The organism is Comamonadaceae bacterium OTU4NAUVB1, from assembly GCA_024372625.1.
Taxonomy (GTDB): Bacteria; Pseudomonadota; Gammaproteobacteria; order Burkholderiales; family Burkholderiaceae_C; genus Variovorax.
In genome coordinates this window covers 2,971,357-2,992,375 of the sequence record CP099605.1, presented here as the reverse complement: position 1 = coordinate 2,992,375, position 21,019 = coordinate 2,971,357, and the positions used below count along the sequence as shown (strand labels likewise).

23 protein-coding genes and 4 tRNA genes are annotated in these 21,019 nt (G+C 69.0%); 24 read left to right on the top strand and 3 right to left on the bottom strand.

What is annotated here, in order from left to right:
• Positions 1-55: 55 nt before the first annotated feature.
• The 3 genes from NF681_17405 to NF681_17395 are packed head-to-tail and all read right to left on the bottom strand — an operon-like array spanning position 56 to position 2,735.
• Positions 56-883, bottom strand: coding sequence for a phosphatase PAP2 family protein (locus tag NF681_17405; protein UST54034.1), 828 nt, complete (start codon positions 881-883; stop codon positions 56-58).
• The gene (locus NF681_17400) at positions 880-1,761 is read right to left on the bottom strand and encodes a metallophosphoesterase (GenBank protein ID UST54033.1); all 882 of its coding nucleotides are present in this window, start codon (positions 1,759-1,761) and stop codon (positions 880-882) included. The genes NF681_17405 and NF681_17400 overlap by 4 nt, the downstream gene beginning before the upstream one ends.
• The gene (locus NF681_17395; GenBank protein ID UST54032.1) at positions 1,758-2,735 is read right to left on the bottom strand and encodes a diacylglycerol kinase; all 978 of its coding nucleotides are present in this window, start codon (positions 2,733-2,735) and stop codon (positions 1,758-1,760) included. The genes NF681_17400 and NF681_17395 overlap by 4 nt, the downstream gene beginning before the upstream one ends.
• A gap of 201 nt (positions 2,736-2,936) precedes the next feature.
• On the opposite strand from NF681_17395, the gene glyQ reads away from it, so the two are divergent.
• The 24 genes from glyQ (at position 2,937) to rplL (ending at position 20,893) form a co-directional block, all read left to right on the top strand.
• A complete protein-coding gene (glyQ, locus tag NF681_17390; protein UST54031.1) occupies positions 2,937-3,854 on the top strand; it encodes a glycine--tRNA ligase subunit alpha in 918 nt (305 codons plus the stop codon).
• An 11-nt stretch (positions 3,855-3,865) separates the two neighbouring features.
• Positions 3,866-6,043: a glycine--tRNA ligase subunit beta gene (gene glyS / locus NF681_17385; GenBank protein UST55824.1), complete on the top strand. Its 2,178-nt coding sequence runs from the start codon at positions 3,866-3,868 to the stop codon at positions 6,041-6,043.
• A gap of 64 nt (positions 6,044-6,107) precedes the next feature.
• Positions 6,108-6,704 (top strand): D-glycero-beta-D-manno-heptose 1,7-bisphosphate 7-phosphatase, encoded by a 597-nt coding sequence (gene gmhB, locus NF681_17380; GenBank protein UST54030.1) that lies wholly within the window; start codon positions 6,108-6,110, stop codon positions 6,702-6,704.
• Between the two features lie 26 nt (positions 6,705-6,730).
• Entirely contained in the window at positions 6,731-7,468 is a 738-nt protein-coding gene (locus NF681_17375) for a 1-acyl-sn-glycerol-3-phosphate acyltransferase (protein UST55823.1), read from the top strand.
• A 13-nt stretch (positions 7,469-7,481) separates the two neighbouring features.
• Positions 7,482-8,300 carry a M48 family metallopeptidase gene (locus NF681_17370; protein UST54029.1) on the top strand — a complete coding sequence of 273 codons (819 nt, stop codon included), beginning with the start codon at positions 7,482-7,484 and terminating at the stop codon, positions 8,298-8,300.
• A gap of 59 nt (positions 8,301-8,359) precedes the next feature.
• Positions 8,360-9,043: a phosphoglycolate phosphatase gene (gph, locus tag NF681_17365; protein UST54028.1), complete on the top strand. Its 684-nt coding sequence runs from the start codon at positions 8,360-8,362 to the stop codon at positions 9,041-9,043.
• 222 nt (positions 9,044-9,265) lie between these two features.
• Positions 9,266-10,768, top strand: a complete 1,503-nt coding sequence (gene trpE / locus NF681_17360) for an anthranilate synthase component I (protein ID UST54027.1) — start codon at positions 9,266-9,268, stop codon at positions 10,766-10,768.
• Positions 10,765-11,172 carry a GxxExxY protein gene (locus tag NF681_17355; GenBank protein UST54026.1) on the top strand — a complete coding sequence of 136 codons (408 nt, stop codon included), beginning with the start codon at positions 10,765-10,767 and terminating at the stop codon, positions 11,170-11,172. Before trpE ends, NF681_17355 begins: the two co-directional genes overlap by 4 nt.
• Entirely contained in the window at positions 11,169-11,753 is a 585-nt protein-coding gene (locus tag NF681_17350; GenBank protein ID UST54025.1) for an aminodeoxychorismate/anthranilate synthase component II, read from the top strand. Before NF681_17355 ends, NF681_17350 begins: the two co-directional genes overlap by 4 nt.
• 13 nt (positions 11,754-11,766) lie before the next feature.
• Positions 11,767-12,846: a low-specificity L-threonine aldolase gene (gene ltaE, locus NF681_17345; protein UST54024.1), complete on the top strand. Its 1,080-nt coding sequence runs from the start codon at positions 11,767-11,769 to the stop codon at positions 12,844-12,846.
• 40 nt (positions 12,847-12,886) lie between these two features.
• The gene (trpD, locus tag NF681_17340; protein ID UST54023.1) at positions 12,887-13,939 is read left to right on the top strand and encodes an anthranilate phosphoribosyltransferase; all 1,053 of its coding nucleotides are present in this window, start codon (positions 12,887-12,889) and stop codon (positions 13,937-13,939) included.
• 22 nt (positions 13,940-13,961) lie between these two features.
• Entirely contained in the window at positions 13,962-14,762 is an 801-nt protein-coding gene (gene trpC / locus NF681_17335; protein ID UST54022.1) for an indole-3-glycerol phosphate synthase TrpC, read from the top strand.
• Positions 14,759-15,466, top strand: a complete 708-nt coding sequence (locus NF681_17330; protein ID UST54021.1) for a uracil-DNA glycosylase — start codon at positions 14,759-14,761, stop codon at positions 15,464-15,466. Before trpC ends, NF681_17330 begins: the two co-directional genes overlap by 4 nt.
• A gap of 91 nt (positions 15,467-15,557) precedes the next feature.
• Positions 15,558-15,643 (top strand) — tRNA-Tyr (locus NF681_17325).
• 74 nt (positions 15,644-15,717) lie between these two features.
• Positions 15,718-15,791, top strand: a tRNA-Gly gene (locus tag NF681_17320).
• 42 nt (positions 15,792-15,833) lie between these two features.
• Positions 15,834-15,908: transfer RNA gene (locus NF681_17315), tRNA-Thr, on the top strand.
• A gap of 76 nt (positions 15,909-15,984) precedes the next feature.
• The gene (gene tuf, locus NF681_17310; protein ID UST54020.1) at positions 15,985-17,175 is read left to right on the top strand and encodes an elongation factor Tu; all 1,191 of its coding nucleotides are present in this window, start codon (positions 15,985-15,987) and stop codon (positions 17,173-17,175) included.
• Positions 17,176-17,188: 13 nt separating this feature from the next.
• Positions 17,189-17,264: transfer RNA gene (locus NF681_17305), tRNA-Trp, on the top strand.
• Positions 17,265-17,368: 104 nt separating this feature from the next.
• Positions 17,369-17,752, top strand: coding sequence for a preprotein translocase subunit SecE (gene secE, locus NF681_17300; protein ID UST54019.1), 384 nt, complete (start codon positions 17,369-17,371; stop codon positions 17,750-17,752).
• Positions 17,752-18,360 carry a transcription termination/antitermination protein NusG gene (nusG, locus tag NF681_17295; protein ID UST54018.1) on the top strand — a complete coding sequence of 203 codons (609 nt, stop codon included), beginning with the start codon at positions 17,752-17,754 and terminating at the stop codon, positions 18,358-18,360. Before secE ends, nusG begins: the two co-directional genes overlap by 1 nt.
• 167 nt (positions 18,361-18,527) lie before the next feature.
• Entirely contained in the window at positions 18,528-18,959 is a 432-nt protein-coding gene (gene rplK, locus NF681_17290) for a 50S ribosomal protein L11 (GenBank protein ID UST54017.1), read from the top strand.
• Positions 18,960-19,661 (top strand): 50S ribosomal protein L1, encoded by a 702-nt coding sequence (gene rplA, locus NF681_17285; GenBank protein UST54016.1) that lies wholly within the window; start codon positions 18,960-18,962, stop codon positions 19,659-19,661.
• A 266-nt stretch (positions 19,662-19,927) separates the two neighbouring features.
• On the top strand, positions 19,928-20,470 hold the full coding sequence (gene rplJ / locus NF681_17280) for a 50S ribosomal protein L10 (GenBank protein ID UST54015.1): 543 nt from the start codon (positions 19,928-19,930) through the stop codon (positions 20,468-20,470).
• Positions 20,471-20,518: 48 nt separating this feature from the next.
• Positions 20,519-20,893, top strand: a complete 375-nt coding sequence (gene rplL / locus NF681_17275) for a 50S ribosomal protein L7/L12 (GenBank protein ID UST54014.1) — start codon at positions 20,519-20,521, stop codon at positions 20,891-20,893.
• The last annotated feature ends 126 nt before the right edge of the window (positions 20,894-21,019 follow it).

Sequence of the window (21,019 nt, the reverse complement as noted above, 5' to 3'; positions counted from 1 at the left end):
GACGCGAGCGCGATGGCGCACCGCGTGTCGCCGCCAGCCCCCGGCGCGTCGCGGCTCAGGCGCCGGGGGCTGCCGAACGCCGCGCCCGGCGCCGTTCGGCATGGCCCAGGGTGATGACGCACACGGTCAGCCAGGCGGCGCCGGAGAGCAGGCCGGCGGCGACGTCGCTGGCGAAGTGGACCTGCAGGAAGATCCGGCTGCAGGCCGTGGTGAGCACCATGGCGATGGCGGCCATCACGACCGGCGTGTGCCAGCGCGGCGGCAGCAGGCGCAGGCCCAGCACCGCCAGCATGCCGTAGGTGACCAGCGCGCCCGAGCTGTGACCGCTCGGGAAACTGAAGCCCGTGGCCAGCGCGAAGCCGTGGTCATGCACCGGCCGGACGCGCTCGAAGATCTGCTTGAGCGACGGGTTGAGCACCGCGTTGCCCGCCAGCGCCAGCAGCCACCCCCACATCAGCACGGGCCGTCGCGCGCGCCACAGCATCACCGCGACAACCGCGGCCAGCACGATCAGCACCGACGGATCGCCCACGTGCGTGAAGTGGCCGAAGAACCGCAGCGCGGCGCGTGGCAGGTGGGCCCCGATGGCGTCGGCCAGGGCCTGGTCGGCCAGGCCCAGCGAGCGTCCCGGTGCGATCTGCCAGGCGATCCACGCGAACAGCAGGGCCGCCATCACGATGCCACCGAAGCCCACGGCCAGTCCGCCGAGCAGCCGTTCCGGCCGGGGCTCGCTCTGCGCGTCGGCGCGCTGGCGTCGATGCCGCAGTGTCGCGTGGAGGGCGCCGCCCGTCGCGGTCGCCGTCACTAGCAACACCAGAAAGGCCGTGAGCGCATGCGGCCCGACGCGCTGGGCCAGCTCGACCAGCGAGGAGGATTCGTTCATCGCGGTCCGCCCGCGGCGCGCGCCATGGCGCCCGCGCCCACGGTCGACGCGTCCAGCACCAGATCGTGCGACGCGGCCCGCAGGAAGCGCTCCTCGCCCGTCGCGCAGTCCCAGCGTTCCACCGTGCAGCGGCGTCCGGGGGATGTGGAGGTGCCGTCATCGGCCCACCGGCGCACCAGGTTCACGGAATTCGGCTGTCCGGAACGCAGTCGCGTCGAGACGGCCGTGCCCGCCTGCACCGCCCACATGGCGCGCGGGCAGTCCGGAAAGGCCGCCTGCAGCGGCCGCACGAAGGGCAGGTGGATGTGACCGCCGAGCACCAGGTCGGCGCCCGCCGCCGACCAGCGCGCGATCGCGACATCGCGCCCGTGCAGGCGGTTGCGCTCGTCCTCCGGCCGCGTCACGACCACCGGCTGGTGCGTCACCACGATGCGCACCTGACCGGGACGCGCGCGCGAAAGCCGTTGCGCGACGCGGTCGATCTGCGCCGGCGACACCTCGCCGTCCTCGTGGCGGTACCAGCGCGTCGTGTTGACGCCGATCACCAGCCAGGCGTCGGACTCGAACACCGGTTCGAGGTCGTCGCCGAACGCTCGCGCATAGCGCGCATAGGGTTTGAGCAAGCGCGCGCCGAGCTGGAACAGCGGGATGTCGTGATTGCCGGGGATCGCCACCACGTCGCGCAGGCCCAGGCGGTCGGCGAACGCCCGCGCGGCGTCGAACTGCGCCCGGGTCGCGCGCTGGGTGATGTCGCCCGAGAACACCACCACGTCCGGCGACTGCTCGTGCACCAGCCGCTCGAGCGCGCGCACCGCGGTTCGCACCTCGGTACCGAAGTGCGGGTCCGAGATCTGCAGCAGCACCCCCGACGCGCTCATGGCTTAGCCGCTTCCAGCTCGGGCGCCACCTCCGGGCGGATCAGCCACAGCGGCTCGGGCGCGACGTGGAACACCAGCGGCATGTCGAGCCAGCCGAGTTCGCCGTCGGTGGCCACCTTGACGCGGGGCGGCCTGCGGCCCGAGGACCTGCCGCGCGGCTTGACGGTGAGCGATTCGAACGCGAAGCTGGTGACGCCCTCGGCCGCGCCCAGGCGGCCGAGGGCACCGCGCAACAGCAGCCCGGCGAGCCCGAACGCCCCGGCGGGCTTGAGCGCGACGGCCGCCAGCACGCGCTCGTTCTCCAGCAGTTCCGCCTCCGGCAGCCCGACCTGGCGCAACTGCAGCGGGTTGTTGCCCACGAACAGCGTGGGCGTGCGGATGTCGCGCTCCTCGCCATGGAACGCCAGGTGCAGGTCCCATTGCCGGTGACCGCGCAGCATCGTCATCAGCGCCGCGCCGAAGGCCACGAAGCGGCTGCGGCCGTACTCGCGCTTGAAGGCCTCGCGCTCCTCGAGCAGTTCCGCATACAGCCCCATGCTGGCGTTCACCAGGAAGACGCGATCGTTCACCAGGCCGACCTGCACCGCGCGCGGCCGTTCGTGGAGCAGCACGTCGAGCGCCGCGCCGGTCTCGGCCGGGATGCCGTTGGCGCGGCTGAAATAGTTGAAGGTGCCCTGCGGCAGCACGCCGAAGGCGCAGCCGCTGCCCAGCGTGGCCTGCGCCACCGTGTTGATGGTCCCGTCCCCGCCGGCGGCCACCACGATGCCGCCGACCGGGCGGGCCGCCTCCACCGCCTCCCGCGCCAGCACCCGCACGCGGTCCGGACCGTCGATCAGGAAGATCCGCACTGCGCGACCGGCCGCCTCGCAGGCCGCCTCGATTTCGCGGCGGACCGCCTCGGTGTCGGAGCGACCCGAGCCGGCATTGAGCACGATGAACAGTGGCGTATCGGCTCGGAGGGTGGGTGCGGACATGGTGGGAGTGGATCGGTGGCGGCGCGAGGCGGGATTCAGGTTATGCGTCCGTGGACCGTCGCGATGCAGCAGGCGCCGTCCCGCGCGCCTGTGGGAGAGCGGCGCCACGTGCCGCGAACCGGCCCGTAAAATCGCGGCCTTCGCGGATCCGTCCCTGCCGCAGTCCCTCCAAAGTCCGGCCCCGCGCCGGCCCGCCGCCTCATGTTGACCTTCCAGCAAATCATCCTCACCCTCCAGTCGTACTGGGCCGACCAGGGCTGCGCGCTGCTGCAGCCCTACGACATGGAGGTCGGCGCCGGCACCTCGCACACGGCGACCTTCCTTCGCGCCCTCGGCCCCGAGCCCTGGAAAGCGGGCTACGTCCAACCCAGTCGCCGCCCCAAGGACGGCCGCTACGGCGAGAACCCCAACCGCCTGCAGCACTACTACCAGTACCAGGTGGTGCTCAAGCCGGCACCGGCCGACATCCTGGAGCTGTACCTGGGTTCGTTGACCGCCCTGGGCTTCGACCTGAGGAAGAACGACATCCGCTTCGTCGAGGACGACTGGGAGAACCCCACGCTCGGCGCCTGGGGCCTGGGCTGGGAGGTCTGGCTCAACGGCATGGAGGTGACGCAGTTCACCTACTTCCAGCAGGTCGGCGGCATCGACTGCCGCCCCATCACGGGCGAGATCACCTACGGCCTGGAGCGCCTGGCGATGTACCTGCAGGGCGTGGACAACGTCTACGACCTGACCTGGACCGAGGGCCTCACCTACGGCGACGTCTACAGGCAGAACGAGGTCGAACAGTCGACCTACAACTTCGAGCACAGCGACGCCGAGTTCCTGTTCACCGCCTTCGCCGCGCACGAGAAGCAGGCCCGCCACCTGATGGAGGCCCAGCTCGCCCTGCCGGCCTACGAGCAGGTGCTCAAGGCCGCCCACAGCTTCAACCTGCTCGATGCGCGGGGCGCCATCAGCGTGACCGAACGCGCCGCCTACATCGGCCGCATCCGCAACCTCGCGCGCGGCGTCGCGCAGAGCTACTACGACAGCCGCGAACGGCTGGGCTTCCCGATGGCGCCGCACGAATGGGTCGCGCAGATGCCCAAGCTCCCGGCCAAGAAGGCGGCCTGAAGACCATGACCATGACATCCAACCTGCTCGTCGAACTCTTCGTCGAGGAACTGCCGCCCAAGGCCCTGAAGCAGCTCGGCGATGCCTTTGCCGGCGTGCTGCGCGACCAGCTCGTCGCGCAGGGCCTGGCCGATGCCGCCTCGACGCTCACCGCCTACGCCTCGCCGCGCCGGCTCGGCGCCCACCTCGCGGGTGTCGCCGGGCGCGCCGCCGACAAGGCCGTGTCGCAGAAGCTGATGCCTGTCTCCGTCGGGCTCGACGCCGCCGGCAACGCCACGCCGGCCCTGCTCAAGCGGCTCGCCGCACTGGGTGCGGACGCTTCCGCGGTGCCCGCGCTGCGGCGCGCGCCCGACGGCAAGGGCGAAGCGCTCTTCCACGACAGCACCGCGCGTGGCGCGACCCTGGCCGAGGGCCTGCAGAAGGCGCTGACCGAGGCCATCGCCCGGCTGCCGATCCCCAAGGTGATGAGCTACCAGCTCGAATCGGGCTGCGAGCTGCCCGGCTGGAGCAGCGTGAGCTTCGTGCGCCCGGCGCACGGCCTGGTGGCCCTGCACGGCGGCGACGTCGTCGCCGTGGAGGCGTTGGGGCTGAAGGCCGGGCGCGAGACGCACGGCCACCGCTTCGAGGCCCGGGTCGACCCGGTGGTGCTGGCCGATGCCGACGCCTATGCGCGCCAGCTCGCCGAGGAGGGCGCCGTCATCGCCGGCTTCGCCGAGCGTCGCGCCGAGATCGCGCGCCAGCTCGATGCCGCCGCCCAGCGCATCGGCGGCGGCGTGCGGCCGATCGACGACGCGGCGCTGCTCGACGAGGTCACCGCGCTGGTCGAGCGGCCGAACGTGCTGGTGTGCGAGTTCGAGCCCGAGTTCCTGGAAGTGCCCCAGGAGTGCCTGATCCTGACGATGAAGGCCAACCAGAAGTACTTCCCGCTGCTCGATGCGTCGGGACGGCTGACCAACCGTTTCCTCGTCGTGAGCAACATCTCGCCCGACGACGCCAGCGCGGTGGTCGGCGGCAACGAGCGCGTGGTGCGCCCGCGCCTGGCGGATGCCAAGTTCTTCTTCGACCAGGACCGCCGCAAGACCCTCGCCTCGCGCGTCGAGTCGCTCGACAAGGTGGTCTATCACAACAAGCTGGGCAGTCAGGGGGAGCGGGTCGAGCGGGTGATGCGCATCGCGCAGGGCATCGCCGGGCAACTGGCCGACGCCGGGCTGGCCGCAAAGTCGGTGCAGGCGGCGCGGCTGGCCAAGGCCGACCTCGTGACCGACATGGTGGGCGAGTTTCCGGAACTGCAGGGCACCATGGGCCGCTACTACGCGCTGCACGACGGACTCGACGCCGACGTGGCCGACGCCATCGAGGACCACTACAAGCCGCGCTTCGCCGGCGACACCCTGCCGCGCGGCGATGTCGGGGTCGTGGTCGCGCTGGCCGACAAGCTCGAGACGCTGGTGGGCATGTTCGGCATCGGCAACCTGCCCACCGGCGACCGCGACCCGTTCGCGCTGCGCCGGCACGCGCTGGGCGTGCTGCGGATGCTGGGCGAGAAGGACCTGCCGCTGGACGTGGACCGCCTCGTCGACCAGGCCTTCGGCATGTTCGACCGCACGCCCACCGACCTGCCCGGCGCCGTCGGCGACACCACGCCGACGTCGCCCTTCGACGGCGCCGTCGCGGAGCGCAAGGCGCTGCTGCTGACCTTCCTCTACGACCGCCTCGCCGGCAGCCTGCGCGAGCAGGGCGCCAGCGCGCAGGAGGTCGACGCCGTCCTGGCCTCCCGCCCGCAGCGCCTGGGCACCGTCCCCAGGCTGCTCGCGGCCGTGCGCGCCTTCGCCGCGCTGCCCGAGGCACCCGCGCTCGCCGCGGCCAACAAGCGCATCGGCAACATTCTGAAGAAGTCGCCCCAGGCCGATGCCCATGTCAGCGAGCTGCTGCTGCAAGAGCCCGCCGAGCGGGCGCTGCACGCGGCCATGGCGCGGGTGCTGCCGGAGGCCGACGCCCGTTTCGAAGCCGGCGACTACACCGCGTCGCTCCAGGCCCTGGCCGCGTTGCGCGCGCCGGTGGACGCCTTCTTCGACGACGTGATGGTCAACGCCGAGCAGATCGACCTGCGCCTGAACCGGCTGGGCCTGCTCAAGTTGCTGCACGCGGCGATGAACCGCGTGGCGCAACTCGAACGGCTCGCGGCCTGATGGCGACCGTGCCGGCGACCCCGTTCCGATCCCGTCCGAGTGCCCGGGGCTGTGCATGTCCGCCATGAAACTCGTCATCCTCGACCGCAACGGCAGCGTCAACCTGCACCGCGACGATTTCGTCAAGAGCGAGGTCGAATGGACGCCCCTGCCCGGCGCGCTCGAGGCCATCGCCCGGCTCAACCACGCCGGCTGGCACGTGGTCATCGCGTCGAACCAGTCGGGTCTGGGGCGCGGGCTGTTCGACGTCGCCACGCTCAACGCCATGCACGCCAAGATGCACAAGATGCTCGCGGCCGTCGGCGGGCGCGTCGACGCGGTCTTCTACTGTCCGCACAGTCCCGACGAGGACTGCGCCTGCCGCAAGCCCCGCCCGGGGCTGTTCCAGCAGATCGGCGAGCGCTACGGCATCGACCTGGCCGACGTGCCGACGGCCGGCGACAGCCTGCGCGACGTGCAGGCCGGCGCCGCGGCCGGTTGCGAGCCGCACCTGCTGCTCACCGGCATGGGCGCGGCATGCCGCGGCGTCGACCCGCTGCCGCCCGAGTACCCGGCGGCCACGCGGGTCCACGAGAACCTGCCGGCCTTCGTCGAGTTCCTGCTCGCGCGCGAGGCCCGGCGCGCGGCCGACGCCGCCGCGCAGCAGGCGGCCGAGCGATGAGGCGCCCCGGCGCGGCCGCGACGCTGCTGGCCTTCGTGCGCTCGGTGGTGCACATGCTCTGGATGCTGGCCACGGTGATCCCGTGGGGGCTCATCATGGTCGTCGCCTCGGTCTGGCGGCGCGGCGAGCCGCTCTACTGGATGGCCGAACGCTGGCTCGGCTGGGCGATGGCCGGGGCGCGCGTCATCCTGGGCATCCGCACCCGGGTCGTCGGTCTGGAGAACCTGCCGCACGAGAAGCGCGCCGGCGCGGTGCTGCTGGTCAAGCACCAGTCGACGCTGGAGACCTTCCTGATGCCCACGCTGATGCCGCATCCGCTGGCCTACGTGTTCAAGAAGGAGCTGATCTACGTGCCGTTCTTCGGCTGGGCCATGGCCCGGCTCGACATGATCCACATCGATCGCAAGCAGGGCGCGCGCGCCTTCAGCAAGGTGGTGGCGCAGGGCCGGGTGCTGCTGGCCCAGGGCATCTGGATCATCATGTTCCCCGAGGGCACGCGCATCCCGCGCGGCCAGCGCGGCGTCTACAAGAACGGCGGCACGCGCCTGGCGATCCAGACCGGGGCGCCGGTGATCCCGGTGGCCGTGACCTCGGCGCGGGTGTGGCCGCGCAAGGCCTTCATCAAGTACCCGGGCGTGGTCGACGTGTCGATCGGCCCGGCCATCCCGACCACCGGTCGCAAGGCGGAGGAACTGATGAACGAGGTCGAGGCATGGATCGAGGGCGAGATGCGCCGGCTCGATCCGGAGGCCTACACCGAATGACGGGCGCGACGCGATGGGCCGCGGGCACGGCATCCTGACGGCGCTGTCGACGACGCCCGGGACGGCGCGCTTCGTCCATCCGCGCGCCACGCGCGAGGCGCAGCTCGGCGAGGTCCGGGTCGCCTACGAGTTCACGCGCGGCGCGCGCCGCACCATCGGCTTCGTGATCGGCATCGAAGGCCTGTCGGTGCGCGCGCCGCGCTGGGTGGCCCTGGGCGATGTCGATCAGGCGGTGCGCGACAAGGCCGGCTGGATCCTGCGCAAGCTCGCCGAGACACGCCAGCGTCACGAGCGCATCGAAGCCGCGCGCATCGATTGGCACGACGGCACCGTCCTGCCCTTCCTGGGTCGATCGCTGGCGGTGCGGCTCGATCCGTCGCGCGCCGCCGGACGCGCAAGCGGTGCGGTGCTCGACGAGGTCCCGTCGGACGACGTCGCATCGCCGCGGGTGCTGTGGCTCCCGCTCGCTCCCGACGCCGCGCCCGAGCTGATCCGCGACGCCACGCGCGCCTGGCTCATGCGGCAGGCGCGGTGCCTGTTCACCGAGCGGCTCGACCATTTCGCGCCGCGCATCGGCGTGCATTGGAAGCAGCTGGGCCTGTCGAACGCGGCGACCCGCTGGGGCAGCGCCAGTTCGACCGGCGCGATCCGCCTGCACTGGCGGCTCATGCACTTCCATCCGGAGGTCATCGACTATGTGGTCGTCCACGAACTGAGCCACCTGCGCGTGATGGACCACAGCCCGCGCTTCTGGGCCACCGTGGCGGCCGCGATGCCCGACCATGCCGCGCTGCGCCGGCGGCTCAAGGACGAGACCGTGCCGCGCTGGTGAACGCCGGCGGCCGGGCGCGTGGCCGTGGCGGGCGTCGCACTGCGGCTATTCTCGAACGCATGACACTCGATCTCGCGCATTTCGACGCCGCCATCGTCGACCTCGACGGCACCCTGGTCGACACCCTGGGCGACTTCGTCGCCGCGCTCAACGCCATGCTGGCCGACCTCTCGCTGCCCGCCGTCGACGCGCGGGCCGTCGAGGCGATGGTCGGCAAGGGCTCCGAACACCTCGTGCGGTCGGTGCTGCGGCATCTCGCGGCGCCCGAGTCGCTGTACGACCGCGCCTTCGACGGCTATCAGCGTCACTACGAGACCGTCAACGGACGGCATTCGAGCGTCTACGACGGCGCGGTCGAGGGCCTGCGCGTCCTGCGCGACCGCGGCCTGCGGTTGGCCTGCCTGACCAACAAGCCCGGCGCCTTCGCCCGGCCGCTGCTCGCCGCCAAGGGGCTGGACGCCTTCTTCGAGGTGGTTTTCGGCGGCGACGCCTTCGAGCGCAAGAAGCCCGATCCGCTGCCGCTGCTGAAGACCTGCGAGGCGCTCGGCAGCACGCCCTCGCGCACGCTCATGGTCGGCGACTCCAGCAACGACGCCCGCGCCGCCCGTGCCGCCGGCTGCCCGGTGGTGCTGGTGACCTACGGCTACAACCATGGCGAGCCGGTGCGCGCGGTCGATGCCGACGGCTTCCTCGACACGCTCGCGGCGCTGGATGCACTGGGCAGCGCGAAATCGCTCGGCTAAACTCGCTCCTCCATGCGCATGCCCACCCACGTCGTTCGAACAGGCCCAGGCAGCCGGGGAGCCTGGCCCTGGCGCAAGCCATCGTCCTCGCCCATCTGAAGGCACGGCGCACGCCGTGCGCCCGAGGTCCCGCTCCTTCCCTGCAGCGGCACCGCATTCCCCGAACGACACCGCCGGCGGCCCGCACCCTCGAAGCGCCCGCCGGTCCAGGAAACCCCATCCGTGATCACCGAACTCGAATTCAAGAGCCTCAGCGCGCAGGGCTACAACCGCATCCCGCTGATGGCCGAGGCCTTCGCCGACCTCGAGACGCCGCTGTCCCTCTACCTCAAGCTGGCCCATGCCCGTGACGGCGGCAAATACAGCTTCCTGCTCGAATCCGTCGTCGGCGGCGAGCGCTTCGGGCGCTACAGCTTCATCGGCCTGCCCGCGCGCACGCTGATCCGTGCGAGCGGCTTCGGTGCCGCGGCGCGCACCGAGGTCGTCACCGACGGCCGCGTGGTCGAGACCGCCGAGGGCAATCCGCTCGACTTCATCGCCGCCTACCAGCAGCGCTTCAAGGTCGCGCTGCGCCCGGGGCTGCCGCGCTTCTGCGGCGGTCTGGCGGGCTACTTCGGCTACGACGCGGTGCGCTACATCGAGAAGAAGCTGGAGGACAGCTGCCCGCCCGACACGCTGGGCTGCCCCGACATCCTGCTGCTGCAGTGCGAGGAGCTGGCGGTCATCGACAACCTCTCGGGCAAGCTCTACCTGATCGTCTATGCCGACCCGGCCCAGCCCGAGGCCTATGCCGTGGCCAAGCGCCGGCTGCGCGAGCTGCGCGAACAGCTGAAATACTCGGTCAGCGCGCCTCAGGTCAGGCCGACGCCGTCGCATCCGCCCGAGCGCTCCTTCGCCAAGGCCGACTACATCGCCGCCGTCGAGCGCGCCAAGGAACTCATCGCCGCGGGCGACTTCATGCAGGTGCAGATCGGCCAGCGCATCAGCAAGCGGTTCACGGAGTCGCCCCTGTCGCTCTACCGGGCGCTGCGCTCGCTCAATCCGTCGCCTTACATGTTCTATTACGACCTGGGCGACTTCCACGTCGTGGCCGCCTCGCCGGAGATCCTGGTGCGCCAGGAGCGCCTGGCCGACGGCGAGCAGAAGGTGACGATCCGCCCGCTCGCCGGCACGCGCCCGCGCGGCGCCTCGATCGAACTCGACAAGGCCGCCGAGCACGAACTCGTCAACGACCCCAAGGAACGCGCCGAACACGTGATGCTCATCGACCTGGCGCGTAACGACATCGGCCGCATCGCCAAGACCGGCACCGTGAAGGTCACCGAGGCTTTCGCGGTCGAGCGCTACAGCCATGTGATGCACATCGTGAGCAACGTCGAGGGCACGCTGAAGGACGGCATGACCGCCATCGACGTGCTCAAGGCCACGTTCCCGGCCGGCACGCTCACCGGGGCGCCCAAGGTGCACGCGATGGAGCTCATCGACCGGCTCGAGCCCGTCAAGCGCGGGCTCTACGGCGGTGCCTGCGGCTACATCAGCTACGCGGGCGACATGGACGTCGCCATCACGATCCGCACCGGCATCGTCAAGGATCAGGTGCTGCACGTGCAGGCCGCCGCCGGCGTGGTGGCCGACTCGGTGCCCGAGCTGGAGTGGAAGGAGACCGAGGCCAAGGCGCGCGCGCTGCTGCGCGCCGCCGAGCTGGTCGAGGAGGGGCTCGAATGACGGCCGGCGACGCGCAGCAGCACGGCCTGGCCGCCAGCGATTTCTCGCACGAGATCATCGGCGCCGCCGTCGAGGTCCAGCGCGTGCTGGGCACCGGCCTGCCCGGCGCGGTGTACGCGGCGGCGCTGGCCGTCGAGCTGGCCGAGCGCGAGATCGGCTTCGCGCGCGACGTGGCGGTGACGGCGGCCTACAAGGGCCGGCCGCTGGGCGAGGTCGGCCGGGCCGACTTCGTCGTCGAGCAGGCCATGGTGGTGCAGGTGCGGGCGGTCGACGCGCTCGACGACCTGCACCGCATGCAGGCCCAGGCGGTGGTGCGCCTGTCGGGCCACCGGCTCGGGCTGCTGATCAATTTCAACGTGTTCCCGGTGGTCAAGGGCGTGCACCGGATCGGAGCGAAGCCATGAAACTGCTGATGATCGACAACTACGACAGCTTCACCTACAACATCGTCCAGTACCTGGGCGAACTCGGCGCCGAGGTCGAGGTGGTGCGCAACGACGAGGTCACGCTGGCAGAGATCGGCGAACGCATCGCGGCGGGCACGCAGCGGCTGGTGGTCTCGCCGGGGCCGTGCTCGCCGGCCGAGGCGGGCGTCTCGGTGGCGGCGATCCGCGAGTTCGCCGGCACGCTGCCGATCCTGGGCGTGTGCCTGGGTCACCAGGCGATCGGCGCGGCCTTCGGCGCCACCATCGTGCGCGCGCAGCAACTCATGCACGGCAAGACCAGCGAGATCACGACCACGCGCGAGGGCGTCTTCACCGGTTTGCCCGAGCGCTTCACCGTCAACCGCTACCACTCGCTGTCGATCGAGCGCGCGAGCCGCCCGGCCGAGCTGGCCGTCACCGCCTGGACCGACGACGGCGAGATCATGGGCGTGCGCCACACCGGCTTCGACCAGGCCGTGCGCGTCGAAGGCGTGCAGTTCCACCCCGAATCCATCCTCACCGAGCACGGCCACGCCATGCTGAAGAATTTCCTCGACTGAAGGACCACCGCCGATGAACGCCCTGAGCCCCACCATCGACCTGCGCAGCGACACCGTCACGCAGCCGACTCCGGCGATGCGCGAGGCCATGGCCGCCGCGCCGCTGGGCGACGATGTGTTCGGCGCCGACCCGAGCGTCAACGCGCTGCAGGAGCGGATCGCCGCGCTGCTGGGCTTCGAGGCGGGGCTGTTCATGCCCACCGGCACCCAGAGCAACCTGTGCGCCGTGCTCGCGCACTGCGGGCGCGGCGACGAGTACATCGTCGGCCAGCAGGCGCACTGCTACCGCTGGGAGGGCGGCGGCGCGGCGGTGCTGGGCAGCGTGCAGCCCCAGCCGCTCGACCACGCGGCCGACGGCACCCTGCCGCTGGCCCAGATCGAGGCGGCCATCAAGCCCGACGATGCGCATTTCGCCCGCACGCGCCTGCTGGCGCTGGAGAACACGCTCGGCGGGCGGCTGCTGCCGTTCGATTACGTGCGTGCCGCGACCGAGCTGGCCCGCGCCAAGGGCCTGCAGCGCCACCTCGACGGTGCCCGGCTCTTCAACGCCGCCACGGCCCAGGCCGAACGCGCGGGCACGCTGGCCGTGGGCGACCGGTCCGACTCCGTGGCCGCCGAGGCGCGCCGCATCGCCCAGTGCTTCGACAGCGTGTCGGTGTGCTTCAGCAAGGGCCTGGGCGCGCCGGTGGGTTCGGCGCTGTGCGGTTCGAAGGACTTCATCGCGCGCGCCCACCGCATCCGCAAGATGGCCGGCGGCGGCATGCGCCAGGCCGGGTTCCTGGCGGCGGCCGCGTCGCACGCGCTCGACCACCACGTGGCGCGACTGGCCGACGACCACGCGCTGGCCCAGCGCCTGGCCGACAGCCTCGCCGGCATCGACGGCCTGCGCGTGGAGGCGCCGCAGACCAACATCGTGTTCGTCGACCTCGAAGGTCCGGCCCGGACCCGCGCCGCCGACCTGCTGGCCTTCCTCGCGACGCGCGGCATCCTGGTCACCGGCCTCTACCGCCTGCGCTTCGTCACGCACCTCGACGTCGACGTGGCCGGCGTGGACGCCGCGGCGGAGGCCATCCGCGCCTTCTTCGCCTCCTGAGGCACCGCCCATCCCGCACCCGATCCGGAACCGACCCACCATGCCCATCACACCGCAGGAAGCGCTGCAGCGCACCATCGAGCACCGCGAGGTGTTCCACGACGAGATGCTGCACATCGTGCGGCTCATCATGAGCGGCGAGTGTTCGCCGGTCATGATGGCCGCGCTTATCACCGGGCTGCGCGTCAAGAAGGAGACCATCGGCGAGATCACCGCCGCCGCGCAGGTGATGCGCGAGGTCTCCACCAAGGTGGCGGTGGCCGACCGCACCCACCTGGTGGACATCGTGGGCACCGGCGGCGACGGCTCGCACACCTTCAACATCTCCACCTGCGCCATGTTCGTCGCCGCGGCGGCCGGCGCCAAGGTCAGCAAGCACGGCGGGCGCAGCGTGAGCAGCAAGTCCGGCAGCGCCGACGTGCTGGAGGCCCTGGGGGTGGAGATCAACCTGTCGCCCGAGCGCATCGCCCGGTGCATCGCCGAGGTCGGCATCGGCTTCATGTTCGCGCCCAACCACCATCCGGCGATGAAGAACGTCGCGCCGGTGCGCAAGGAGCTCGGCATCAAGACGATCTTCAACATCCTCGGGCCACTCACGAATCCGGCCGACGCGCCCAACATCCTGATGGGCGTCTTCCATCCCGACCTGGTGGGCATCCAGGTGCGCGCATTGCAGCGCCTGGGCGCCGAGCACGCGCTGGTGGTCCACGGACGCGACGGCATGGACGAGATCTCCCTGGGCGCCGCCACGCTGGTGGGGGAACTCCATCACGGCGAGATCCGCGAGTACGAGCTGCACCCCGAGGACTTCGGCCTGGCCATGTCCAGCAACCGCGCGTTGCGCGTGGAGACGCCCGCGCAGTCGATGGCGATGCTGCGCGGCGTGCTCGACGGCGTGCCCGGCCCGGCGCAGGACATCGTCGTCATCAACGCCGCCGCCGCCCTGTACGCGGCCGGCGTGGCCGACTCCATCGCCACGGGCATGACGAAAGCCCGCGATGCCATCGCCAGCGGCGCGGCGCGGGCCCGGCTGGCCCGGCTGGTCGACCTCACCCGCGCCCTGTCGGCCGCGACGGCCGCCGGGGCGGTCTGAAAGAACGAAGGAACCCCAGAACATGTCAGACATCCTGAAGAAGATCGTCGCCGTCAAGCACGAGGAAGTCGCCGACGCACGGCGCCGCCGGTCCCTGGAGGCCATGCGTTTCGATGCCGAGAGCCGCGTGCTCACGCGCGATTTCGAAGGCGCGCTGCGCCGCCGCATCGCCGCCGGCCAGGCGGCGGTGATCGCCGAGGTCAAGAAGGCCAGTCCCAGCAAGGGCGTGCTGCGCGAGGACTTCGAACCCGCCGACATCGCCCAGAGCTACGCCGAGGGCGATGGATCGATCGGCGCGGCCTGCCTGTCGGTGCTGACCGACCGACAGTTCTTCCAGGGCAGCGTCGATTTTCTGAAGCAGGCCCGGGCCTCGTGCGACCTGCCGGTGCTGCGCAAGGACTTCCTGGTCGACCCCTACCAGGTCTATGAATCGCGCGCGATGGGCGCCGACGCGATCCTGCTGATCGCCGCCTGCCTCGACGACGCGCAGATGAAGGATTTCGAACTCATCGCGCGCGACCTGGGCATGGCCGTGCTGGTCGAGGTGCACGACGGCGCCGAACTCGACCGGGCCCTGAAGCTGCGGACGCCGCTGATCGGCATCAACAACCGCGATCTCAGCACCTTCGACGTCTCGATCGAGACCACGCTCGGACTGCGCGCGCGCGTGCCGTCGGACCGAGTGCTGGTCACCGAGTCGGGCATCGGCACGCGCGAGGACGTCGCGCGGCTGCGCGAAGCCGGCGTGCAGGCGTTCCTGGTCGGCGAGGCCTTCATGCGCGCGGGCGACCCCGGCACGGCGCTCGCGGAGCTGTTCGCATGACCGAGCCCGCGCCGACCCAGCTCGCGAGCGCCGATCCGGCCGACTGGCCCGTGGCGCCGGGCTGGCAGCCGCTGGTCGACGCCTTCTTCGCCGAACCGGCCGGCGTCCGGCTGCAGGCCTTCCTGAAGGAGCGCCTGGAGGCGGGCGCCGTCGTCTTCCCGCCACAGCCCCTGCGGGCGCTCGAACTTACGCCGCCCGACGAGGTGCGGGTGGTGATCCTCGGCCAGGACCCCTACCATGGCCGCGGCCAGGCCGAGGGACTCGCGTTCTCGGTGGCCCCGGGCGTGCCGCTGCCGCCGTCGCTGCGCAACATCTTCAAGGAGTTGCAGCGTGACCTGGGCACCCCGCCACCGAAATTCCCGCATCCCGGCGGCAGCCTGGTCCAGTGGGCCCGTCACGGCGTGCTGCTCCTGAACACCTGCCTGACGGTGGAGGAGGGCCAGGCCGCCAGCCACGCCGGCAAGGGCTGGGAGGTGCTGACCGACGCCGTCATCCGACACATCGCCGAAGGCGAGCGCGATGTCGTCTTCATGCTGTGGGGCTCGCACGCGCAGAGCAAGAAAACCCTGATCGACCTCCAGCGGCACAAGGTGCTGGTGGCGAACCACCCGTCGCCGCTGTCGGCGTTGCGCCCGCCGCTGCCCTTCATCGGATGCGGCCACTTCGGACAGGCCAAGGCCTGGCGCGAGGCACACGGGTACTGAAGCCGGGGTCGGTTCGGCTGTGTAGAATCCGCTCGCTGACGTTCAAAAGTCGCGCGGAGTCATGAAGTTATGCTATATTCCGCGATTCGCCGGAGAGGTGGCCGAGTGGTTAATGGCAGCAGACTGTAAATCTGCCCTCTTACGAGTACGCTGGTTCGAATCCAGCCCTCTCCACCAGCGAAGCGAAACGGATTTCAGGACGCTTTGGATGCAAGTGCACAAGATCCCGGCCGTGTGGTCGGGATCGAACTGCGGGAGTAGTTCAATGGTAGAACCCTAGCCTTCCAAGCTAATGACGCGGGTTCGATTCCCGTCTCCCGCTCCACGGGTCCGTTTGGTTGCGAGTTTTCAGGCTTTTCGAAGCCAGGCCCTTTTGGCTCAGTGGTAGAGCACTCCCTTGGTAAGGGAGAGGTCGCGGGTCCGATTCCCGCAAAGGGCACCAGTTTCCGGGGTTGCGTCATGGATGGCGCGGCCCCAAATGAACGTGTTGTTGAACCAGTTAATTTTCGGAGTCGAGAATGGCAAAAGGTAAATTCACCCGCACCAAGCCCCACGTGAACGTGGGCACGATCGGCCACGTGGACCATGGCAAGACGACGCTGACGGCGGCGATCGCGACGGTGCTGTCGGCGAAGTTCGGCGGTGAGGCCAAGGCCTACGACCAGATCGACGCGGCGCCCGAGGAGAAGGCGCGCGGCATCACGATCAACACCGCGCACGTCGAGTACGAGACGGCCAACCGTCACTACGCGCACGTGGACTGCCCGGGCCACGCCGACTACGTGAAGAACATGATCACCGGCGCCGCCCAGATGGACGGTGCGATCCTGGTGTGCTCGGCGGCCGACGGCCCGATGCCCCAGACGCGCGAGCACATCCTGCTGGCGCGCCAGGTGGGCGTGGGCTACATCATCGTGTTCCTGAACAAGTGCGACATGGTCGACGATGCCGAGCTGCTCGAGCTCGTCGAGATGGAAGTGCGCGAGCTGCTGGACAAGTACGACTTCCCCGGCGACGACACCCCGATCATCCACGGCTCGGCCAAGCTCGCCCTGGAAGGCGACAAGGGCAAGCTGGGCGAGGAGGCCATCATGAAGCTGGCCGAGGCGCTGGACACCTACATCCCGACGCCCGAGCGCGCCGTGGACGGCACGTTCCTGATGCCGGTGGAGGACGTGTTCTCGATCTCGGGTCGTGGCACGGTGGTCACCGGCGCGGTGGAGCGCGGCGTGATCAAGGTGGGCGAGGAAATCGAGATCGTGGGCATCCGCCCGACGGTCAAGACCATCTGCACGGGCGTGGAGATGTTCCGCAAGCTGCTCGACCAGGGTCAGGCCGGCGACAACGTGGGCGTGCTGCTGCGCGGCACGAAGCGCGAAGAAGTCGAGCGCGGCCAGGTGCTGTGCAAGCCCGGCTCGATCAAGCCGCACACGCACTTCACCGCCGAGGTGTACGTGCTGAGCAAGGACGAGGGTGGCCGTCACACGCCGTTCTTCAACAACTACCGCCCGCAGTTCTACTTCCGCACGACGGACGTGACCGGCGCGATCGAGCTGCCCCAGGACAAGGAGATGGTCATGCCCGGCGACAACGTCAGCATCACCGTCAAGCTCATCAACCCCATCGCCATGGAAGAAGGCCTGCGCTTCGCCATCCGCGAGGGTGGCCGCACCGTGGGTTCGGGCGTCGTCGCCAAGATCCTCGCCTGATCGGGATGATTGAAGGGGTATAGCTCAATTGGCAGAGCGTCGGTCTCCAAAACCGAAGGTTGTAGGTTCGATTCCTACTGCCCCTGCCACTTGAAGTGGCGCACCAAAGGCCCGTCGCAACCCGACGGGCTTCGGCGTCTCAAGTGGCGCGATGAATTGAAGGCCGCTACGCGGTCACAGGGATCTGCCGAAGATGGCTACAACTCAAATCGAAACCGTCAGCACCGGCGCAGACAAGGCCAAGCTCGCCGGGTCCGTGGTACTGGCGCTGGGCGCCATCGTGGCCTTCTACCTGCTCGGGCGACAGGGCTCGTGGGTGCAGTGGGCTGCCTTGCTCGTTGGCTTGGCCGCTGCGGTGGTCGTGTTCGCGAGTTCCGAGAATGGTCGCCAGTTGTGGGCTTTCGGACGTGATTCCTGGCGTGAAGTCAAGAAGGTGGTCTGGCCCGCGCGCAAGGAAGCGATGCAGATGACGGCCTATGTGTTCGCCTTCGTGGCGATCATGTCGATCTTTCTTTGGGCAACGGACAAGACCCTGGAATGGGTGTTCTTCGACCTCATCCTGGGCTGGAGAAAATAATGACCGATGCGATCGAACCCACCGTGGTGGAAAATCCGTCCGAAGACGTGCCCGTGCTGGCCCCGCCGACGAACCCCGACCTGCGCTGGTACGTGGTGCATGCCTACTCGGGCATGGAGAAGGCCGTCGAGCGCAACATCACCGAGCGCATCAATCGCGCTGGCATGCAGAACATGTTCGGCCGCATCCTGGTGCCGACCGAAGAAGTGGTCGAGATCAAGAACGGCCAGAAGCGCACGACGGAGCGGCGTTTCTTCCCGGGCTATGTGCTGGTCGAGATGATCATGAACGACGAGAGCTGGCACCTCGTCAAACATACCAACAAGGTCACCGGCTTCGTCGGTGGCGCGAAGAACCGGCCGGCACCGATTTCCCAGAAGGAAGTCGAGGACATCGTGAGTCAGATGCAGCAGGGCACCGAGAAGCCGCGTCACAAGGTCGAGTTCATGTCGGGCGAGTTCGTGCGCGTCAAGGAAGGCCCTTTCACCGACTTCAACGGCACGGTCGAGGAAGTCAACTACGAGAAGAGCAAGGTGCGCGTTTCAGTCATGATCTTCGGCCGCGCAACGCCGGTCGAACTCGAATTCAGTCAGGTCGAAAAGACCTGATGCTCCGACGGGAGGGATGAGGTTGCGACCTCGTTTCTTCCGGCGAGATTTCTATTTGGTGTTCGCCGCCTTTCCGGCTCGGCGGCGAACTCGACATCGAAGAGCCGTTCAACCCCGGGGAGCTCGAGCCTTGTGCTCGTGCGTCATCACCCGCAAGGAGCAAAGTCATGGCGAAAAAAATCGTCGGCTTCATCAAGCTGCAAGTCCCAGCTGGTAAGGCCAACCCGTCACCGCCCATCGGTCCCGCACTGGGCCAGCGCGGTCTGAACATCATGGAGTTCTGCAAGGCGTTCAACGCCCAGACCCAGGGCGTCGAGCCGGGTCTGCCGCTGCCCGTGGTCATCACCGCGTTCGCGGACAAGAGCTTCACCTTCATCATCAAGACGCCGCCGGCGGTCACCTTGATCAAGAAGGCCATCAAGCTGGACAAGGGTTCGGCCCGTCCGCACACCGACAAGGTCGGCAAGATCACGCGCGAACAGCTCGAAGAGATCGCCAAGACCAAGATGAAGGATCTGACGGCCGCCGACCTCGATGCCGCGGTCCGCACGATTGCCGGATCTGCCCGCTCGATGGGCGTGAATGTGGAGGGCGTGTAAATGTCCAAGCTGACCAAGAAGCAAAAGTCCTTCGAGGGCAAGGTCGACAGCACCAAGCTGTACCCGCTGCTGGATGCCATCGGCATCATCAAGGAAGCCGCCACCGCCAAGTTCGATGAGTCCATCGACGTGGCCGTGCAACTCGGCATCGATGCCAAGAAGTCCGACCAGGTCGTCCGTGGCGCCGTCGTGCTGCCCAACGGCACCGGCAAGACCAAGCGCGTCGCCGTGTTCGCCCAGGGCGCCAAGGCGGAGGAAGCCAAGGCTGCCGGCGCCGACATCGTCGGCATGGACGATCTGGCAGCGATGGTCAAGGCTGGCGACATGCCTTTCGATGTCGTGATCGCCGCGCCGGACGCCATGCGCGTCGTCGGTACGCTGGGTCAGATCCTGGGTCCGCGTGGACTGATGCCCAACCCCAAGGTTGGCACGGTCACGCCCGATGTCGCTCAGGCCGTGCGCAACGCCAAGGCCGGTCAGGTCCAGTTCCGCGTCGACAAGGCGGGCATCGTGCACGGCACGATCGGTCGTCGTTCGTTCGACACCGACAAGCTCCAGGGCAACCTGGCGGCGCTGATCGATGCGCTGGTCAAGGCCAAGCCGGCGACCAGCAAGGGCGTGTACCTGCGCAAGGTTGCCGTGTCGTCGACGATGGGTCTGGGCGTGCGCGTCGACACCCAGACGATCGCGCAGCAGAGCTGATCGAAAGATTTGCCGTGTCCCGCGTGGACACGGCGATGTGGTGGGTCACTGGGGCGGTGCTTCTTCGAGAGAAGGAACATTGCCACGGCGGGCCATCCAAGACCGCTGGTGTGCAGTCCCCTGCACTTAATCGACGGCTTCTCGCGAGGCAGTCCACCAGCGCAGATGGCGATCCCACTGCAAGGAACGTGTTTCCGAAACAGTTGGTCGCTGCATGAAGCGCGCTTCGAGGCTTTGGCCGAGGAGCGCATCAAAAGGAGTAGACCTTGAGTCTGAATCGCAGTGAGAAAGAAGCGGTCATCACCGATGTGACCACCCTCGCCGCCCAAGCTCAAACGCTCGTTCTGGCGGAATACCGTGGCATCACGGTTGCCGACATGACCAAATTGCGCAATACCGCGCGCAGCCAGGGCGTGACGCTCAGCGTGTTGAAGAACACGCTGGCACGCCGTGCTGTCGCAGGAAGCGCATTCGAAGTCATCGGCGACCAGATGACCGGTCCGCTGATCTACGGTTTTTCCGTCGACGCCGTGGCCGCCGCGAAAGTGGTGTCCGATTTCGCGAAGACCAACGACAAGTTGGTGATTCGCGGCGGTGCCTTCGCCGGCAAGAGCCTGGACGTGAACGGCGTGAAGCAACTGGCCAGCATCCCTTCCAAGGAAGTGCTGCTCGCCCAGTTGCTGGGCCTGATGCAATCGCCCGTCTCCCGTACCGCCCGCGTGCTCGCGGCGCTGGCCGAGAAGCGTGGTGGCGGCGAAACGGCAGCCAGCGAAGAAGCACCGGCGGCCACCGAGGCGCAGCCGGCTTGAGCGCGGCTTGCGTTCTGGAACATTCAACCCAATTGTTAGGAAACAAAAATGGCATTCGATAAAGACGCATTTCTGACCGCGCTCGACAGCATGACGGTCCTGGAACTCAACGACCTGGTGAAAGCCATCGAAGAGAAGTTCGGCGTGAGCGCGGCGGCCATGTCCGCTCCCGCTGCCGGCGGTGGCGCTGCGGCGCCGGTCGCCGAAGAGCAGACCGAGTTCAACGTCATGCTGCTGGAAGCCGGCGCGAACAAGGTGTCGGCGATCAAGGCCGTGCGCGAAATCACCGGCCTGGGCCTCAAGGAAGCCAAGGACCTGGTGGAAGCCGCTCCCAAGGCCGTCAAGGAAGGCCTGTCGAAGGCAGATGCCGAAGCCGCCAAGAAGAAGCTGGAAGATGCCGGCGCCAAGGTGGAACTGAAGTAATTTTCCCCCTCTAAAAGGCTGGAGGTGCCTGAAAAGGTCCTCCAGCCTTTGGCGCTTTCAGAGCGCACCCGCAAGCTGGCGTCCCGACGCGGTTTGCGAGTGTCTTCTGACCCCGACTGCAGAAGA

What these genes read in the sequence shown, in the direction of transcription:
- NF681_17405 (UST54034.1), bottom strand. Translation starts at nt 883, where the DNA reads ATGAACGAATCCTCCTCGCTGGTCGAGCTGGCCCAGCGCGTCGGGCCG.
- NF681_17400 (UST54033.1), bottom strand. Translation starts at nt 1,761, where the DNA reads ATGAGCGCGTCGGGGGTGCTGCTGCAGATCTCGGACCCGCACTTCGGT.
- NF681_17395 (UST54032.1), bottom strand. Translation starts at nt 2,735, where the DNA reads ATGTCCGCACCCACCCTCCGAGCCGATACGCCACTGTTCATCGTGCTC.
- glyQ (UST54031.1), top strand. Translation starts at nt 2,937, where the DNA reads ATGTTGACCTTCCAGCAAATCATCCTCACCCTCCAGTCGTACTGGGCC.
- glyS (UST55824.1), top strand. Translation starts at nt 3,866, where the DNA reads ATGACATCCAACCTGCTCGTCGAACTCTTCGTCGAGGAACTGCCGCCC.
- gmhB (UST54030.1), top strand. Translation starts at nt 6,108, where the DNA reads ATGAAACTCGTCATCCTCGACCGCAACGGCAGCGTCAACCTGCACCGC.
- NF681_17370 (UST54029.1), top strand. Translation starts at nt 7,482, where the DNA reads ATGGGCCGCGGGCACGGCATCCTGACGGCGCTGTCGACGACGCCCGGG.
- gph (UST54028.1), top strand. Translation starts at nt 8,360, where the DNA reads ATGACACTCGATCTCGCGCATTTCGACGCCGCCATCGTCGACCTCGAC.
- NF681_17355 (UST54026.1), top strand. Translation starts at nt 10,765, where the DNA reads ATGACGGCCGGCGACGCGCAGCAGCACGGCCTGGCCGCCAGCGATTTC.
- NF681_17350 (UST54025.1), top strand. Translation starts at nt 11,169, where the DNA reads ATGAAACTGCTGATGATCGACAACTACGACAGCTTCACCTACAACATC.
- ltaE (UST54024.1), top strand. Translation starts at nt 11,767, where the DNA reads ATGAACGCCCTGAGCCCCACCATCGACCTGCGCAGCGACACCGTCACG.
- trpD (UST54023.1), top strand. Translation starts at nt 12,887, where the DNA reads ATGCCCATCACACCGCAGGAAGCGCTGCAGCGCACCATCGAGCACCGC.
- trpC (UST54022.1), top strand. Translation starts at nt 13,962, where the DNA reads ATGTCAGACATCCTGAAGAAGATCGTCGCCGTCAAGCACGAGGAAGTC.
- NF681_17330 (UST54021.1), top strand. Translation starts at nt 14,759, where the DNA reads ATGACCGAGCCCGCGCCGACCCAGCTCGCGAGCGCCGATCCGGCCGAC.
- tuf (UST54020.1), top strand. Translation starts at nt 15,985, where the DNA reads ATGGCAAAAGGTAAATTCACCCGCACCAAGCCCCACGTGAACGTGGGC.
- secE (UST54019.1), top strand. Translation starts at nt 17,369, where the DNA reads ATGGCTACAACTCAAATCGAAACCGTCAGCACCGGCGCAGACAAGGCC.
- nusG (UST54018.1), top strand. Translation starts at nt 17,752, where the DNA reads ATGACCGATGCGATCGAACCCACCGTGGTGGAAAATCCGTCCGAAGAC.
- rplK (UST54017.1), top strand. Translation starts at nt 18,528, where the DNA reads ATGGCGAAAAAAATCGTCGGCTTCATCAAGCTGCAAGTCCCAGCTGGT.
- rplA (UST54016.1), top strand. Translation starts at nt 18,960, where the DNA reads ATGTCCAAGCTGACCAAGAAGCAAAAGTCCTTCGAGGGCAAGGTCGAC.
- rplL (UST54014.1), top strand. Translation starts at nt 20,519, where the DNA reads ATGGCATTCGATAAAGACGCATTTCTGACCGCGCTCGACAGCATGACG.